The organism is Kitasatospora sp. YST-16 (assembly GCF_026802215.1).
GTDB lineage: Bacteria > Actinomycetota > Actinomycetes > Streptomycetales > Streptomycetaceae > Kitasatospora > Kitasatospora cineracea.
The window spans coordinates 5,480,531-5,496,402 of the sequence record NZ_CP113837.1 but is presented as its reverse complement, the minus strand read 5'-3'; the positions used below and the strand labels follow the sequence as shown (position 1 = coordinate 5,496,402).

Annotated in this window: 11 protein-coding genes and 3 rRNA genes; 3 read left to right on the top strand and 11 right to left on the bottom strand. The window is 69.0% G+C overall.

Annotation, left to right across the window (positions count from 1 at the left end; genetic code table 11):
* Positions 1 to 7: 7 nt before the first annotated feature.
* Positions 8 to 163, bottom strand: coding sequence for a hypothetical protein (locus tag OU787_RS24940; RefSeq protein WP_157852447.1), 156 nt, complete (start codon positions 161 to 163; stop codon positions 8 to 10).
* Complete coding sequence (locus tag OU787_RS34630) at positions 156 to 1,181, bottom strand: hypothetical protein (RefSeq protein WP_327059418.1); 1,026 nt, start codon at positions 1,179 to 1,181, stop codon at positions 156 to 158. Before OU787_RS34630 ends, OU787_RS24940 begins: the two co-directional genes overlap by 8 nt.
* Before the next feature lie 200 nt (positions 1,182 to 1,381).
* On the opposite strand from OU787_RS34630, the gene OU787_RS24930 reads away from it, so the two are divergent.
* The gene (locus OU787_RS24930) at positions 1,382 to 1,729 is read left to right on the top strand and encodes an SCP2 sterol-binding domain-containing protein (RefSeq protein ID WP_030461762.1); all 348 of its coding nucleotides are present in this window, start codon (positions 1,382 to 1,384) and stop codon (positions 1,727 to 1,729) included.
* A 31-nt stretch (positions 1,730 to 1,760) separates the two neighbouring features.
* Here OU787_RS24930 and OU787_RS24925 read toward each other — a convergent pair whose 3' ends face one another.
* From OU787_RS24925 to OU787_RS24915, 3 genes are read right to left on the bottom strand one after another with little or no spacing between them, the layout of a single operon-like run.
* Positions 1,761 to 2,369: a hypothetical protein gene (locus OU787_RS24925; protein ID WP_268660581.1), complete on the bottom strand. Its 609-nt coding sequence runs from the start codon at positions 2,367 to 2,369 to the stop codon at positions 1,761 to 1,763.
* A 57-nt stretch (positions 2,370 to 2,426) separates the two neighbouring features.
* Entirely contained in the window at positions 2,427 to 3,470 is a 1,044-nt protein-coding gene (locus OU787_RS24920) for an HAD-IIA family hydrolase (RefSeq protein ID WP_268660580.1), read from the bottom strand.
* Positions 3,471 to 3,517: 47 nt separating this feature from the next.
* Positions 3,518 to 4,033 (bottom strand): tetratricopeptide repeat protein, encoded by a 516-nt coding sequence (locus OU787_RS24915; RefSeq protein ID WP_268660579.1) that lies wholly within the window; start codon positions 4,031 to 4,033, stop codon positions 3,518 to 3,520.
* A 97-nt stretch (positions 4,034 to 4,130) separates the two neighbouring features.
* Between OU787_RS24915 and OU787_RS24910 the strand changes: the two genes are divergently transcribed.
* On the top strand, positions 4,131 to 5,486 hold the full coding sequence (locus OU787_RS24910; RefSeq protein WP_268660578.1) for a DUF1015 domain-containing protein: 1,356 nt from the start codon (positions 4,131 to 4,133) through the stop codon (positions 5,484 to 5,486).
* 89 nt (positions 5,487 to 5,575) lie between these two features.
* Here OU787_RS24910 and OU787_RS24905 read toward each other — a convergent pair whose 3' ends face one another.
* From OU787_RS24905 to tyrS, 6 genes are all read right to left on the bottom strand, one after another.
* Positions 5,576 to 6,472, bottom strand: coding sequence for a tetratricopeptide repeat protein (locus OU787_RS24905; RefSeq protein ID WP_030461757.1), 897 nt, complete (start codon positions 6,470 to 6,472; stop codon positions 5,576 to 5,578).
* Positions 6,469 to 7,716: a hypothetical protein gene (locus OU787_RS24900; protein WP_442788546.1), complete on the bottom strand. Its 1,248-nt coding sequence runs from the start codon at positions 7,714 to 7,716 to the stop codon at positions 6,469 to 6,471. Before OU787_RS24900 ends, OU787_RS24905 begins: the two co-directional genes overlap by 4 nt.
* A 359-nt stretch (positions 7,717 to 8,075) precedes the next feature.
* Positions 8,076 to 8,192: ribosomal RNA gene (gene rrf / locus OU787_RS24895) — 5S ribosomal RNA — on the bottom strand.
* Between the two features lie 136 nt (positions 8,193 to 8,328).
* Positions 8,329 to 11,436: ribosomal RNA gene (locus OU787_RS24890) — 23S ribosomal RNA — on the bottom strand.
* Between the two features lie 285 nt (positions 11,437 to 11,721).
* Positions 11,722 to 13,238: ribosomal RNA gene (locus OU787_RS24885) — 16S ribosomal RNA — on the bottom strand.
* The 16S, 23S and 5S rRNA genes sit together here, the layout of an rRNA operon.
* 584 nt (positions 13,239 to 13,822) lie before the next feature.
* Positions 13,823 to 15,088 (bottom strand): tyrosine--tRNA ligase, encoded by a 1,266-nt coding sequence (gene tyrS / locus OU787_RS24880; protein WP_123817067.1) that lies wholly within the window; start codon positions 15,086 to 15,088, stop codon positions 13,823 to 13,825.
* A gap of 218 nt (positions 15,089 to 15,306) precedes the next feature.
* Here tyrS and OU787_RS24875 point away from each other — a divergent pair, with 218 nt between their 5' ends.
* Positions 15,307 to 15,849 (top strand): HNH endonuclease, encoded by a 543-nt coding sequence (locus OU787_RS24875; RefSeq protein ID WP_268660577.1) that lies wholly within the window; start codon positions 15,307 to 15,309, stop codon positions 15,847 to 15,849.
* Positions 15,850 to 15,872: the final 23 nt, after the last annotated feature.

The following is a 15,872-nucleotide window of genomic DNA, read 5'->3' as shown; positions in this document are numbered from 1 at the left end:
ACGGTCCCTACCCGCGGTCCAGCGCCGCGAGGGTCGCGGCGAGCCGCGCATGGACATCTTCGTACACCTCGGCCCACTGCTCCGCCCCCGCCCCGTCCGGCTCCCCCAGCCGGGCCAGCGCCCCGTCCACCTCGGGCACCCCCGTCCACGGGCCCTCACTCACCGCCGTCCCCCTCCGCCCCGGCCTTCCCCCCGGACGCCGCCCGCTTCGCCGCGGTCTTCTTCGCCGCGGTCTTCTTCGCCACGGCTTTCTTCACCGCGGCCTTCTTCGCGGGCGACGGCGCGTCCGCGGACGACGCCTGCGCCGGGGAGCCGTCGGCGGGCCGGCCGGACGGGGCGGCCTTCTTCGCGCCCGGGCTCCGCTTCACCGGCGCCTTCTTCGCGGGCAGCGGCGCACTCGGGGACTGCGCCTGCGCCGAGGAACCGTCGGCGGACCGGCCGGCCGCCGGGGCCGCCTTCCGCGCCGCGGCCTTCTTCGCCGTACCGGGCCGCTTCGCCGCCGCCTTCTTCGCCACCTCGGCGGGCGTCCCGGCCGCACCGGCCGCACCCGCGGCCCTGCGCGGCACCGAGCGCTGCGCCGACGCCTGCTTCGCCGCCGCGCCCTTGCGCGCCGCCGCCTTCCGCGCCGGGGCCCGCCGCGGCCCCGCCTGCGCACCGGCCGCCGCCCGCCGGCGCGCCGCCGCCACGTCCTCGGCGGCCGGCGCCACCGGCGCCTCCGGTTCCGCGTCCCAGCCCGCGTCGAACAGGCCCTGCGCCCGCGCCGCCGGACGCACCGCCGGTGCCGCCGGTGCCGCCGGCTCCGCGGGCTCCGCGGGCTCCGGCTCCGGCTCCGCCACCGGCGGCTCCGTCGCCGCCCCGCCCTCCGGCTGCTCGTCGACCTCCCGCAGCTTCGACTCCAGGAAGCTCAGCACCACGCCGACCTTCACCACCTGGTCGCCGACCTTCTCGAACACCCGCTCCACCTCGCCCCGGGCCACCCCGGCCACCAGGTCGACCCCGGCCCGCCCGGCCGTCACCGCCTCCCCGGCCAGCACCCTCAACTGCTCGACCCCGGGCGGCAGTTCACCGCCCTGCTTGAGCAACTCCCCGGCCGTGTCCAGTACCCGGCGGCCCGCCTCCTCGGCCAACTCCGCCGCCACCACCAGCACGCCCCGCACGCCCCGCACCGCGTCCTGCAGCATCCGCCTGCCTCCTCGCCGCCGCCACCGACTGCCCGCACCGACGCTACCCGATCCCCCCACCACGCACCGGAGCCCGCGCGAACCCGTTCCACCGGCCGACGTACCCCCGCCCCGCACTCCCCCGGAACGGGCACCGCCGCCGGACGGCCCTGCGCTAGCGTGGGACGCCGGACGACCACCGACGGGAGCAAGCCGCGCACATGGCCACCATCGAGGAGTGCCGCACCGCACTGGAGCAGCTCAGCCGCAACCTCGCCGCCGCCGGCGGCGACATCCGCAAGGCCACCGCCCTCGACCGCTCCCTCAGCTGCCACCTCACCGACCTCGGCCTGACCTTCACCGGCCGCCTCACCGACGGACGGCTCACCGGCATCACCGACGCCCCCGGCCCGCCCGCCACCAAGGCCGACATCAAGCTCACCACCACCGGCGACGACCTGGTCGCCCTGGTCGACGGCAAACTCCCCTTCCCCACCGCCTGGGCCACCGGCCGCCTCAAGCTCGACGCGAGCTTCCGCGACCTGCTGCGCCTGCGCACCCTGCTCTGAGCCGCCCGGCGGTCCCCCCGCCGACGGCCCGTCAGCAGCGCTGCACCACCGCCCCCGGCACCACCGCGGGCGCCGGCTCGTCCAACGGCTCGGCGCCCGCCGCCCCGTCCCCGTCCCGGACCACCGCGGCCACCAGCGGGCCCACCACCGCGAACGGCTCCTCCAGCGCGTAGTAGCGGCGCGTACCGCCCGCCAACTGCTCGGAGCCCAGCTCGTACACGTGCACCGGCAGCGCCCCGCAGGACACCCCGGTGACCCGCTCCCGGTCCGTCCTGAACGTCAGCTCCCAGTGCCCCGAGAACATCGCCGCGGACCCGGTCCACAGCGACGGCCCCGCCGACAGCGGACCGGTCCCGGCCCCCGCGCAGGTGAACCACGGCAGCTCGGGCGAGCCCAGGCAGCGGTTCCCGAACTGCGCCACCCAGCTGAAGAGCGGATGCCCGTCGAACGACCCCGCCGGCACCGCCGAATCCGGCACCCCCGCCCCGCCGCCCGAGGACGGGGACGGGGACGGCGTCCCCGACCGGGAGGCCGACACCGGTGCCGGCACCACCGCCGGACCGCCCCGCGACGTGCACCCCGCCGACGCCAGCAGCAGCACGCACCCGGCCACCGCCACCGCACCCGTACGTCCGCGCACCATCCCACCCCCCAGGACGACCCGAACCCACCCGGGGATACCCGCCCCGACGGCCCGTCAACCCGCCGCGGGCAGCCCCGCCAACGCCTTCGCCGACTCCGGCGCCGCCCCGTGCCCGTCCGCCCACGTCCACGCCGCCGCGCACAGCGCCCGCAGCGCGTCGATCCGCCCGCCCGCACCCTCCAGCGCCAGCACGCCGCCCTCCGCCCCCGCCGTCCAGCCCCCGCAGCCGAACCGGCCGCCGCCCAGCGCCGCCACCTCCGGCTGCGCCTCCAGCAGGCCCCGCAGGTCCTCCGCCAGGTACGTCGGCCGGTACTCGGGCGCGGCGGCCAGCACCTGCTCCGGCGTGGCGATGCCGGTGAACACCAGCAGCGAGTCCACCCCGCCGTTGAACGCGCCCTCGATGTCGGTGTCCAGCCGGTCGCCCACCACCAGCGGACGCTTCGCGCCCGTCCGCAGCACCGTCTCCCGGTGCATCGGCGGCAGCGGCTTGCCCGCCACCTCCGGCTCCACGCCGGTCGCCGCCCGCACCGCCGCCACCAGCGTCCCGTTGCCCGGGGCGATGCCGCGCGCGGTCGGGATCGACAGGTCCGTGTTCGAGGCCACCCACGGCAGCCCCCGGCCCACCGCGTACGAGGCCTCCGCCAGGTCCGCCCAGCCCACCGACGGGTCGTAGCCCTGCACCACCGCCGCCGGACCGTCCTCCAGCGAACGCACCGGCACCAGCCCGCGCTCCTCCAGCGCCTCCACCAGCCCCGCCCCGCCGACCACCAGCACCCGCGACCCGGCCGGCACCTTCTCCGCCACCAGCCGCGCCGCCGCCTGCGCCGAGTTGATCACGTCCGCCGGGTCGGCCGGCACGCCCAGCTCCGTCAGGTGCTCCGCCACCACCCGCGGCGGCCGCGACGCGTTGTTGGTGACGTACGCCAACCGCATCCCGGCCGCCCGGGCCCGCTCCAGCGACTCCACCGCGTGCACGATCGCGTGCGGCCCGGCGTACACCACCCCGTCCAGGTCCAGCAGCGCCGTGTCGTACGCCTCCGTCAGCGCCTCCGCGCTGGACCCCGGCACGCTCCGCACCACCGCGGCGTTCTCCGTCATCGCTGTTCCACCCTCGCCACCTCGAACCGACCCGAACACCCGCCACCCTATGGCGCGGCCGGATCCTCCGGCGGCGCCAGGTACCCGGGCGCCCCCGGCAGCAGCGGCCCGTACGCCCCCGCCCGGGCCGCCAGCGTCGCCCGGGTCTGCCGCAGCGCCGACTGGTAGTGCCGGTTGCCCGGCTGCATCGCCACCGCCAGCGCCAGGTGCTCCGCCGAGGTCTCGAAATCCCCCAGCCGGGCCGCCGACACCCCCCACCCGAACTGCGCGTAGTCGTCCGACGGATCGGCCTCCGCCACCGCCCGGAAACTCTCCAGCGCCTGCCCGTACTGCCCCGCGTCGAACTGCGCCCGCGCCAGCGCCTCCCGGATCGACCCCGACCCCGGCTCCGCCTCCGCCGCCCGCGCCAGCAACTGCACCGCCGCCGCCGGGTGCCGCTCCTCCAACAGCCGCACCCCGCGCCGGAACCAGTCGTACACCCCGCCGCCCGGCACCCCGTTCCCGCCGCCGCTCCCCTCCGGAACCGCCGCCCCGCCGTCGCCCTCGTGCTCCCGGTGACTCATCCGCCGCTACCCCGCTTCCCGTTCGCCCCGCCCATGACCTGGACGTCCGCCCTCATCCCGATCTCCCAACAAGCACTACCCGACTAACATGCCCAGAATGAGCGCCCCTCGTGCCGAAACCGGCAACGAGCCCTCGGGCGGCCCCGGAGACCCCGGGCACGTCGCCACCGCAGGGCTGTCCCTGTCCCCGTTCCGCGGCCTGCGCTACGACCCGCACCGGGTCGGCGACCTGGCCGCGGTCACCTCCCCGCCGTACGACGTGGTCGACCCCGGACGGCGCCTGGACCTGGAGACCGCGGACCCGCACAACATCGTCCGCCTGATCCTCCCCCGCCCCGAACCCGACGACGCCGGCCACCGCCCCGACCGCGACACCCGCTACCGGCACGCCGCCCGCCTGCTCCGCGACTGGCGCCAACAGGGCGTCCTGGCCGCCGACCCGCGCCCCGCCCTGTACGTCTACGAGCAGCGCACCCCCGCCGGCACCCTCCAGCGCGGCCTGATCGGCGCCCTCGCCGTCAGCGGCCCCGAAGCCGGCATCGTCCTCCCGCACGAGGACGTCATGCCCAAACCCGTCGCCGACCGGGTCGGCCTGATGCGCACCACCCGCGCCAACCTCGAACCCCTGCTGCTCACCTACCGCGGCCACGGCCGCGCCGCCGACGTCATCGAACGCACCGCCACCACCGACCCGCTGCTCGCCACCACCACCAGCGACGGCACCCACCACCGCCTGTGGGCCGTCACCGACCCCGCCGACCTGGCCGCCGTCACCCGCGACCTGGCCGGCTGCCGCGCCCTGATCGCCGACGGCCACCACCGCTGGGAGATGTACCTGCGCCTGCAGCGCGAACACCGCCACCTGCCGCGCAGCCCCTGGGACCGCGGCCTGGTCCTGCTCGTCGACACCGACCGCTACCCGCTGCGGGTCCGCGCCATCCACCGCGTCCTGCAACGCCTCCCGCTGGACGCCGCGCTCGCCGCCCTCGACCCCGCCGCCTGGCGGGCCACCGACCTCCCCGGCACCCTCCCCGACGCCCTGCACGCCCTCGCCGAGGCCCAGCACGCCCCCGGCAACTCCTTCGTCCTCACCGACGGCACCGGCCGCTTCCACCTCCTCACCGGCCCCGACGAGGCCACCCTCGCCGACACCGTCCGCACCGACCGCCCCGAGGAGTGGCGCCGCCTGGACGCCACCGTCCTGCACGCCGTCCTGCTCGACCGCACCTGGCACGTCCCCGACAGCCCCGAGCACATCGGCTACCTGCACTCCGCCGAGGCCGCCGTCCGCGAGGCCGCCCGCACCGGCGGCACCGCCGTCCTGCTCCACCCCGTCGAGGAACGCGTGGTGCGCCGCCTCGCCGAACAGGGCGTCACCATGCCCCGCAAGTCCACCTCCTTCGGCCCCAAACCGGCCACCGGACTGGTCCTGCGCTCCCTCGAACTCGGCTGACACCCCTCCCCGCCACACGGCCACACGGCCACAACGAAGAAGGCCCCCGTCCCTACCCGGAACGGGGGCCTTCCCTCACCGCCTGCGGATCAGCCCTGCTTCTTCGGCTGCCCCGGCTGCTCCTCGAACGAGTCCTCGTCGTAGTCCTCGTCGATCTCGAGGTCGTCCTCGTCGTAGAACTCCTCGACGTCCTCCTCGTCCTCGAAGATCATCCGGTCCTCGCCGACGTCGTCCTTGTCGATCTGACGGCGCACCGGCTCCACGGCCTCCGCGCCCTCGTCCTCGGCCTCGGACTCCTCGTCCAGCGCGTCGGTGAACTCGATGCCGTCGATCTCCGCCAGCCGCTCGGCCGCGTTGGTCGACCCGTCCGTGTCCGCCTCCACGGCCTTCACGAACCACTCCCGGGCCTCGTCCGCCCGACCCGCCGCGATCAGCGCGTCCGCGTAGCCGTACCGCAGCCGCGCCGTCCACGGGTGGATCGCCGAGGACGCCAGCTCCGGGCTCTGCAGCGTCACCACGGCCGCGTCGAACTGCTCCAGGTCCGCCCGGGCACCCGCCGCGACCAGCCGCATCTCGACCTGACCGGCCTTGTCCAGCTGCTTCACCTCGGGCTCACCGGCCATCGCCAGCGCCCGCTCCGGCCGGCCCAGACCGCGCTCGCAGTCCGCCATCACCGGCCACAGGTCGACCCGACCGGTCATCCGCTTCGCCGCCCGGAACTCGGTCAGCGCCTCCGAGTACCGCTGCGTCATGTACGAGGCGAAGCCGGCCGCCTCCCGCACGCTCGCCACCCGCGACGCCAGCCGCAGCGCGACCCGCGAGTAGTTGTAGGCCTCCTCCGGCTCGCTGTCGAGCAGCCGCGCCACCATCACCAGGTTGCGCGCCACGTCGTCCGCCAGCGTCTTCGGCAGGCTCTTCAGGTCCTGCTTGACGTCCGCGTCGATCTCGAACCCGGTCACGTCGTCCGGAATCGGCAGCCGCTTCACCGGCTCCTGACGCCGCTCGTCGTACCCACCCCGGTCGTCACGCCCACCGCGGTACCCACCCCGGTCGTCCCGCCCGCCCCGGTACCCACCCCGGTCGTCCCGACGCTCGTACCCACCGCTGCGCTGCGGACGGTCGTCCCGACGCTCGTAGCCGCCACTGCGCTGCGGACGGTCGTCCCGGGAACGGAACCCACCACGGTCCCCACCCTGCGGACGGTCGTACCCGCCACTGCGCTGGGGACGGTCGTCACGGTCCCGCCCGTACGACGGCCGGTCCTCCCGCGGACGGAACCCACCACGGTCCCCACCCTGCGGACGGTCGTAGCCACCACTGCGCTGGGGACGGTCGTCCCGACGCTCGTAGCCGCCACTGCGCTGCGGGCGGTCGTCCCGACGCTCGTACCCACCGCTGCGCTGCGGACGGTCGTCGAACGAACGCTCCTCGCGCGGACGGAACCCACCACGGTCCCCGCCCTGCGGACGGTCGTACCCGCCACTGCGCTGCGGCCGGTCGTCCCGGGAACGGAACCCACCACCCTGCGGCCGGTCGTAGCCGCCGCTGCGCTGCGGACGGTCGTCACGGTCCCGCCCGTACGACGGCCGGTCCTCGCGCGGACGGAACCCACCACGGTCGCCACCCTGCGGACGGTCATCCCGCCCACGGAACCCACCACGGTCCCCACCCTGCGGACGGTCGTACCCGCCACTGCGCTGCGGACGGTCATCCCGGGAACGGAACCCACCACCCTGCGGACGGTCGTCCCGACGCTCGAAGCCACCGCTGCGCTGCGGGCGGTCGTCGAACGAACGCTCCTCGCGCGGACGGTACCCACCACCCTGCGGACGGTCGTAGCCGCCACTGCGCTGCGGACGGTCGTCACGGTCCCGCCCGTACGACGGCCGGTCCTCGCGCGGACGGAACCCACCACGGTCGCCACCCTGCGGACGGTCATCCCGCCCACGGAACCCACCACGGTCCCCACCCTGCGGACGGTCGTCACGGCCGCGGTAACCGCCACCGCCGCCGCCACCGTACGAGGGGCGGTCGTCGCGCGAACGGTAGCCACCGCCACCACCGCTGCCACCGCCCTGCGGACGGTCATCGCGGCCGCGGTACCCACCGCCGCCACCACTGCCGCCGTACGACGGCCGGTCGTCACGGGAACGGAAGCCCCCGCGGTCGCCGCCACGGTCACCACGGTCGTCACGACCGCGGTAGCCGCCGCCTTCGCCACGGTCGTCACGACGCGGGCCGCGGTCGTTCGACCAGCCCCCGCGCGACCGGGGCTCGTAACCCCGGCCGCCGTCGTTACGGCGCTCCGGCCGGTCCTGGGGCGGGTTCGACATGCTGGTGACTCCTGTCTGCACACTGCGAGTTCGAGAGGCGCCACTGTCGATCCACCGACACCGGCGCGAGATCCGGACGTCTCCCGCACCCCACCAGGGCCCGGAACGTCCACCTTGTCCATTGTCCGGCATCCGGCAGAACACCGCGTCCGGGTGCCCGACCGCCGTCCGCCGGCCGTCCACGTGTCCGGCCGATGCCCAACAAAAAAGGCCGAGGCCCCAGCGAATCGCTGGGGCCTCGGCCTATTGAAGAATTGTTCGGCGGCGTCCTACTCTCCCACAGGGTCCCCCCTGCAGTACCATCGGCGCTGTGAGGCTTAGCTTCCGGGTTCGGAATGTAACCGGGCGTTTCCCTCACGCTATGACCACCGAAACCCTATCGGGTATTCAGCGAACACACTTTTCAGTTGAAAGTTGTGTTACTTAACCTGGCGGAGCCAAGAAAACTAGGCTCCGGACCGGCGATAGCTGTTCGCTACCCGGGAACCACACAGTGAACGCGAGCGTCTGAGGACAAGCCCTCGGCCTATTAGTACCGGTCAACTCCACCCCTCACAGGGCTTCCATATCCGGCCTATCAACCCAGTCGTCTACTGGGAGCCTTACCCTCTCGATGGAGGTGGGAGTGCTCATCTCGAAGCAGGCTTCCCGCTTAGATGCTTTCAGCGGTTATCCCTCCCGAACGTAGCCAACCAGCCATGCCCTTGGCAGGACAACTGGCACACCAGAGGTTCGTCCGTCCCGGTCCTCTCGTACTAGGGACAGCCCTTCTCAACACTCCTACGCGCACAGCGGATAGGGACCGAACTGTCTCACGACGTTCTAAACCCAGCTCGCGTACCGCTTTAATGGGCGAACAGCCCAACCCTTGGGACCTACTCCAGCCCCAGGATGCGACGAGCCGACATCGAGGTGCCAAACCATCCCGTCGATATGGACTCTTGGGGAAGATCAGCCTGTTATCCCCGGGGTACCTTTTATCCGTTGAGCGACGGCGCTTCCACAAGCCACCGCCGGATCACTAGTCCCTACTTTCGTACCTGCTCGACCCGTCAGTCTCACAGTCAAGCTCCCTTGTGCACTTACACTCAACACCTGATTGCCAACCAGGCTGAGGGAACCTTTGGGCGCCTCCGTTACCCTTTAGGAGGCAACCGCCCCAGTTAAACTACCCACCAGACACTGTCCCTGATCCGGATCACGGACCCAGGTTAGACATCCAGCACGACCAGAGTGGTATTTCAACGACGACTCCACGACAACTGGCGTTGCCGCTTCACAGTCTCCCACCTATCCTACACAAGCCGAACCGAACACCAATATCAAGCTATAGTAAAGGTCCCGGGGTCTTTCCGTCCTGCTGCGCGAAACGAGCATCTTTACTCGTAATGCAATTTCACCGGGCCTGTGGTTGAGACAGTCGAGAAGTCGTTACGCCATTCGTGCAGGTCGGAACTTACCCGACAAGGAATTTCGCTACCTTAGGATGGTTATAGTTACCACCGCCGTTTACTGGCGCTTAAGTTCTCAGCTTCGCCCGACCGAAATCGGACTAACCGGTCCCCTTAACGTTCCAGCACCGGGCAGGCGTCAGTCCGTATACATCGCCTTACGGCTTCGCACGGACCTGTGTTTTTAGTAAACAGTCGCTTCTCGCTGGTCTCTGCGGCCACCACCAGCTCAGGGAGCAAGTCCCGTCACCAGCAATGGCCCCCCTTCTCCCGAAGTTACGGGGGCATTTTGCCGAGTTCCTTAACCACAGTTCACCCGAACGCCTCGGTATTCTCTACCTGACCACCTGAGTCGGTTTGGGGTACGGGCCGCCATGAAACTCGCTAGAGGCTTTTCTCGACAGCATAGGATCATCCACTTCACCACAATCGGCTCGGCATCAGGTCTCAGACTTCGTGTTGCGCGGATTTGCCTACGCAACGTCCTACACCCTTACCCCGGGACTACCACCGCCCGGGCTGGACTACCTTCCTGCGTCACCCCATCGCTCACCTACTACCCCGTTGGGTCACCGGCTCCACCACGTCCCATTGTCCGAAGACTCCGGGCCGGCTTCACGGGCTTAGCATCAAGAGGTTCGACGTTGGCGCTTCAAAGCGGGTACGGGAATATCAACCCGTTGTCCATCGACTACGCCTGTCGGCCTCGCCTTAGGTCCCGACTTACCCTGGGCAGATCAGCTTGACCCAGGAACCCTTGGTCAATCGGCGCAAGAGTTTCCCACTCTTGTATCGCTACTCATGCCTGCATTCTCACTCGTGAACCGTCCACAACTCGATTCCTCGGCTGCTTCACCCGGCACACGACGCTCCCCTACCCATCACAGCCTCCGTTGGGAGTATTGCTGCAATGACACGACTTCGGTGGTGTGCTTGAGCCCCGCTACATTGTCGGCGCGGAATCACTTGACCAGTGAGCTATTACGCACTCTTTCAAGGGTGGCTGCTTCTAAGCCAACCTCCTGGTTGTCTCTGCGACTCCACATCCTTTCCCACTTAGCACACGCTTAGGGACCTTAGTCGGTGTTCTGGGCTGTTTCCCTCTCGACCATGGAGCTTATCCCCCACAGTCTCACTGCCGCGCTCTCACTTACCGGCATTCGGAGTTTGGCTAAGGTCAGTAACCCGGTAAGGCCCATCGCCTATCCAGTGCTCTACCTCCGGCAAGAAACACGCGACGCTGCACCTAAATGCATTTCGGGGAGAACCAGCTATCACGGAGTTTGATTGGCCTTTCACCCCTAACCACAGGTCATCCCCCAGGTTTTCAACCCTGGTGGGTTCGGTCCTCCACACGGTCTTACCCGCGCTTCAACCTGCCCATGGCTAGATCACTCCGCTTCGGGTCTTGGGCATGCAACTCTGGGCGCCCTATTCGGACTCGCTTTCGCTACGGCTACCCCACACGGGTTAACCTCGCTACACACCGCAAACTCGCAGGCTCATTCTTCAAAAGGCACGCAGTCACAGCCCGAAGGCTGCCCCCACGGCTTGTAGGCACACGGTTTCAGGTACTATTTCACTCCGCTCCCGCGGTACTTTTCACCATTCCCTCACGGTACTATCCGCTATCGGTCACCAGGGAATATTTAGGCTTAGCGGGTGGTCCCGCCAGATTCACACGGGATTTCTCGGGCCCCGTGCTACTTGGGAAATGAGCAAGCAAGCCGCTGATGTTTCGTCTACGGGGGTCTTACCCTCTACGCCGGACCTTTCGCATGTCCTTCGACTACACCAACGGTTTCTGACTCGCCGACCGGCCGGCAGACCGATCAAGCCCACTCCCACAACCCCGCCGCGGCAACCCCTGCCGGGTCTCACACCACAACGGTTTGGCCTCATCCGGTTTCGCTCGCCACTACTCCCGGAATCACGGTTGTTTTCTCTTCCTGCGGGTACTGAGATGTTTCACTTCCCCGCGTTCCCTCCACACTGCCTATGTGTTCAGCAGCGGGTGACAGCCCATGACGACTGCCGGGTTTCCCCATTCGGACACCCCCGGATCAAAGCTCGGTTGACAGCTCCCCGGGGCCTATCGCGGCCTCCCACGTCCTTCATCGGTTCCTGGTGCCAAGGCATCCACCGTGCGCCCTTAAAAACTTGGCCACAGATGCTCGCGTCCACTGTGCAGTTCTCAAACAACGACCAGACACCCAAACCCGACACCCTGTTACAGGGCGCCCGGCATGAGGCCGGCATCCGCGAGAAAACGATCACTCGTTCCCTCAGGACCCAACAACGTGCCCGGCACAGTCACTCCCAGAGAACCGCGTTCCACGCCCCGAAGGGGCAGTACTGGCGACCTGTTCGCTTCCTGTGCCGAATAGTCAACGTTCCACCCATGAGCTAGCACTCCGGGACGTTCGCCCGAAGCTGCCGTGTGCTCCTTAGAAAGGAGGTGATCCAGCCGCACCTTCCGGTACGGCTACCTTGTTACGACTTCGTCCCAATCGCTGGTCCCACCTTCGACGGCTCCTCCCCTGACGGGTTAGGCCACCGGCTTCGGGTGTTACCGACTTTCGTGACGTGACGGGCGGTGTGTACAAGGCCCGGGAACGTATTCACCGCAGCATGCTGATCTGCGATTACTAGCAACTCCAACTTCATGGGGTCGAGTTGCAGACCCCAATCCGAACTGAGACCGGCTTTTTGGGATTCGCTCCGCCTCGCGGCATCGCAGCCCTTTGTACCGGCCATTGTAGCACGTGTGCAGCCCAAGACATAAGGGGCATGATGATTTGACGTCGTCCCCACCTTCCTCCGAGTTGACCCCGGCAGTCTCCTGTGAGTCCCCGACATTACTCGCTGGCAACACAGAACAAGGGTTGCGCTCGTTGCGGGACTTAACCCAACATCTCACGACACGAGCTGACGACAACCATGCACCACCTGTACACCGACCACAAGGGGGCTGATATCTCTACCAGTTTCCGGTGTATGTCAAGCCTTGGTAAGGTTCTTCGCGTTGCGTCGAATTAAGCCACATGCTCCGCTGCTTGTGCGGGCCCCCGTCAATTCCTTTGAGTTTTAGCCTTGCGGCCGTACTCCCCAGGCGGGGAACTTAATGCGTTAGCTGCGGCACCGACGACGTGGAATGTCGCCAACACCTAGTTCCCAACGTTTACGGCGTGGACTACCAGGGTATCTAATCCTGTTCGCTCCCCACGCTTTCGCTCCTCAGCGTCAGTAATGGCCCAGAGATCCGCCTTCGCCACCGGTGTTCCTCCTGATATCTGCGCATTTCACCGCTACACCAGGAATTCCGATCTCCCCTACCACACTCCAGCCTGCCCGTATCGAATGCAGACCCGGGGTTGAGCCCCGGGCTTTCACATCCGACGCGACAGGCCGCCTACGAGCTCTTTACGCCCAATAATTCCGGACAACGCTCGCACCCTACGTATTACCGCGGCTGCTGGCACGTAGTTAGCCGGTGCTTCTTCTGCAGGTACCGTCACTTGCGCTTCTTCCCTGCTGAAAGAGGTTTACAACCCGAAGGCCGTCATCCCTCACGCGGCGTCGCTGCATCAGGCTTTCGCCCATTGTGCAATATTCCCCACTGCTGCCTCCCGTAGGAGTCTGGGCCGTGTCTCAGTCCCAGTGTGGCCGGTCGCCCTCTCAGGCCGGCTACCCGTCGTCGCCTTGGTGGGCCGTTACCCCACCAACAAGCTGATAGGCCGCGGGATCATCCTGAACCGCCGGAGCTTTCCACCGCAGAACATGCATCCTGCGGTCGTATCCGGTATTAGACCTCGTTTCCAAGGCTTGTCCCAGAGTTCAGGGCAGATTCCCCACGTGTTACTCACCCGTTCGCCACTGATCCACCCCGAAGGGCTTCACCGTTCGACTTGCATGTGTTAAGCACGCCGCCAGCGTTCGTCCTGAGCCAGGATCAAACTCTCCGTGAATGTCTCCACGGGGAGCGGCACGGCAACCACCGGAATAAGGCGGCCCCGCGCACTGCGTCCTCGCTAGTGTTTTACTTCAAAAGGAATCTCCAACCCCGACAAGTGTCGAGGCCGGGGATGTCAACATATCTGGCGTTGACTTTTGGCACGCTGTTGAGTTCTCAAGGAACGGACACTTCCTTCGGACCGCATTCCTGCGGACCCTCCGGGCGCTTCGTTCTTTCGTGTTTCCAGCTTATCAGATGTTTTCCGCTCCGCTTTCCGGAGTTTCATTCGATCCGATTTGCTTTGGCCTTTCGGCGCTCCCGAACTCTACCAGAGTTATTCGGTCCGCTTTTCCATCCGGAAATCCGAACGGACGCGCGACGAGTCGCTCATCAGGGTTTGGGGGGTTCCGCCTCCCGGTCTCAGCCGGTTCAGGCGACTCGACCTACGTTAGGACACCGGGAGGGGCGAGTCAAACATGGCGGGGCCCGATCTGGCTGGATCGGGCCCCTGTTCACCATGTCCGCAGGTCAACCGCAGCCTGTTTCAGGCCACTTGACGGTGCGGACCTCGCATGCGGAGGGCACGCGGATGTCGCGTTACGCGCCGGCGAGTTCGACGGCGGCGAGGTTGCGCTTGCCGCGGCGCAGGACGAGCCAGCGGCCGTGCAGGAGGTCGTCGGCGGTGGCGACGGCTTCCTCGTCGGTGACCTTGGTGTTGTTGAGGTAGGCGCCGCCTTCCTTGATGGTGCGGCGGGCGCCGGAGCGGCTGGGGGCCAGGCCGGTTTCGACCAGCAGGTCGACGAGCTGGCCGAGTTCGGTGACCGTCGCCTTCGGGACCTCGGCGAGGGCGGCGGCCAGGGTGGCGGGTTCGAGGTCGGCGAGGTCGCCCTGGCCGAAGAGGGCCTTGGAGGCGGCGACGGCGCGCTCGTACTGGTCGGCGCCGTGGACGAGGGTGGTGAGTTCTTCGGCGAGGGCGCGCTGGGCGAGGCGGGCGGCGGGGCGTTCGGCGGTGTCGCGTTCGAGCTGTTCGATCTCCTCGTGGCTGCGGAAGGAGAAGATCCGCAGGAACTTGGGGATGTCGCGGTCGTCGGCGTTCAGCCAGAACTGGTAGAAGGCGTAGGGGGTGGTGAGTTCAGGGTCGAGCCAGACGGTGCCGGACTCGGTCTTGCCGAACTTGGTGCCGTCGGCCTTGGTGATCAGCGGGGTGGCGAGGGCGTGCACGGAGCGGCCCTCGGCCTTGCGGATCAGGTCGCTGCCGGCGGTGAGGTTGCCCCACTGGTCGCTGCCGCCGGTCTGCAGGGTGCAGCCGTAGCGGCGGTTCAGCTCCAGGAAGTCCATGCCCTGGAGGATCTGGTAGCTGAACTCGGTGTAGCTGATGCCCGCGTCCGAGTTGAGGCGGCGGGCCACCGCCTCCTTGGCGATCATGTTGTTGACGCGGAAGTACTTGCCGACGTCGCGCAGCAGGGAGATGGCCGACATGCCGGACGTCCAGTCCAGGTTGTTGACCATGCGGGCGGCGTACTCGCCCTCGAAGTCGAGGAAGCGCGCCACCTGGCCGCGCAGGCGCTCGACCCAGCCGGCCACCGTCTCGGGGTCGTTGAGGACGCGCTCGGCGGTGGGCTTGGGGTCGCCGATCAGGCCGGTGGCGCCGCCGACCAGGCCGAGCGGGAGGTTCCCGGCCTGCTGGATGCGGCGCATGGTGAGGATCTGGACCAGGTTGCCGAGGTGCAGGCTGGGGGCGGTCGGGTCGAAGCCGCAATAGAACGTGACCGGGCCGTCCGCGAACGCCTTGCGCAGTGCGTCCTCGTCAGTGGACAGGGCGATCAGCCCGCGCCACTGCAGCTCGTCGACGATGTCGGTCACGGTCCCGCGTCTCCTTCGGTCGGGGGTCCGGCGCGGTGGCCCGGGAGCGGGCGGTGCGCCTGGACGGTTCCAGCGGGGTAGAGCCTACGCGCTCGGAGTGCGGGGGCTCCGGCGCAGGTCGGGGTGCGGGGGCGGAAATTCCGTTGTTCGGGGGGAGGCGGGCGTTCACAGTGGTGCCACCGCCGTGCGGCGGGGGCGAGCACTGGAGGTGGCCCGTTATGCGCAACACCCTTGTCCTGAACGCGAGCTACGAACCGTTGAGCACGGTGCCGCTGCGCCGTGCCGTCGTGCTGGTCCTGCAGGACAAGGCGGTGGTCGAGCAGGCGCATCCGCTGCGGGTGGTGCGCGGCTCGGGGGTGCAGCTGCCGGTGCCGCGGGTGATCAGGCTGACCAGGTACGTGCGGGTGCCGTTCCGACAACGGGCTCCGTGGTCGCGGCGGGGGGTGTTGGCGCGGGACCAGTTCCGGTGCGCGTACTGCGGGCGGCGGGGCACCACGGTGGACCACCTGGCGCCCAAGTCGCGTGGTGGGGCGGACAGTTGGCTGAACACCGTGGCGGCCTGCGCGGAGTGCAACCAGCACAAGGCGGACCGGACGCCGGAGCAGGCGGGGATGCGGCTGCTGCGGCGGCCGTTCGAGCCGACGCCGGAGGCGACGCTGATGCTCGCGCTCGGGCTGCGGGCCGGTGAGCTGGGGGAGCTCGCCGCCTGGCTGCCGCAGCGGCCGGAGGACCGGAAGCCGGCCGTGGCAGCGGGCGTGTGAGAGGCCGACGGGCCCGACCTGAT

Bases quoted from the DNA above. Each gene is read 5' to 3' on its own strand.
- OU787_RS24875 (WP_268660577.1), top strand. From the start codon at position 15,307: ATGCGCAACACCCTTGTCCTGAACGCGAGCTACGAACCGTTGAGCACG.
- OU787_RS24915 (WP_268660579.1), bottom strand. From the start codon at position 4,033: ATGAGTCACCGGGAGCACGAGGGCGACGGCGGGGCGGCGGTTCCGGAG.
- OU787_RS24910 (WP_268660578.1), top strand. From the start codon at position 4,131: ATGAGCGCCCCTCGTGCCGAAACCGGCAACGAGCCCTCGGGCGGCCCC.
- OU787_RS24930 (WP_030461762.1), top strand. From the start codon at position 1,382: ATGGCCACCATCGAGGAGTGCCGCACCGCACTGGAGCAGCTCAGCCGC.
- OU787_RS24920 (WP_268660580.1), bottom strand. From the start codon at position 3,470: ATGACGGAGAACGCCGCGGTGGTGCGGAGCGTGCCGGGGTCCAGCGCG.
- OU787_RS34630 (WP_327059418.1), bottom strand. From the start codon at position 1,181: ATGCTGCAGGACGCGGTGCGGGGCGTGCGGGGCGTGCTGGTGGTGGCG.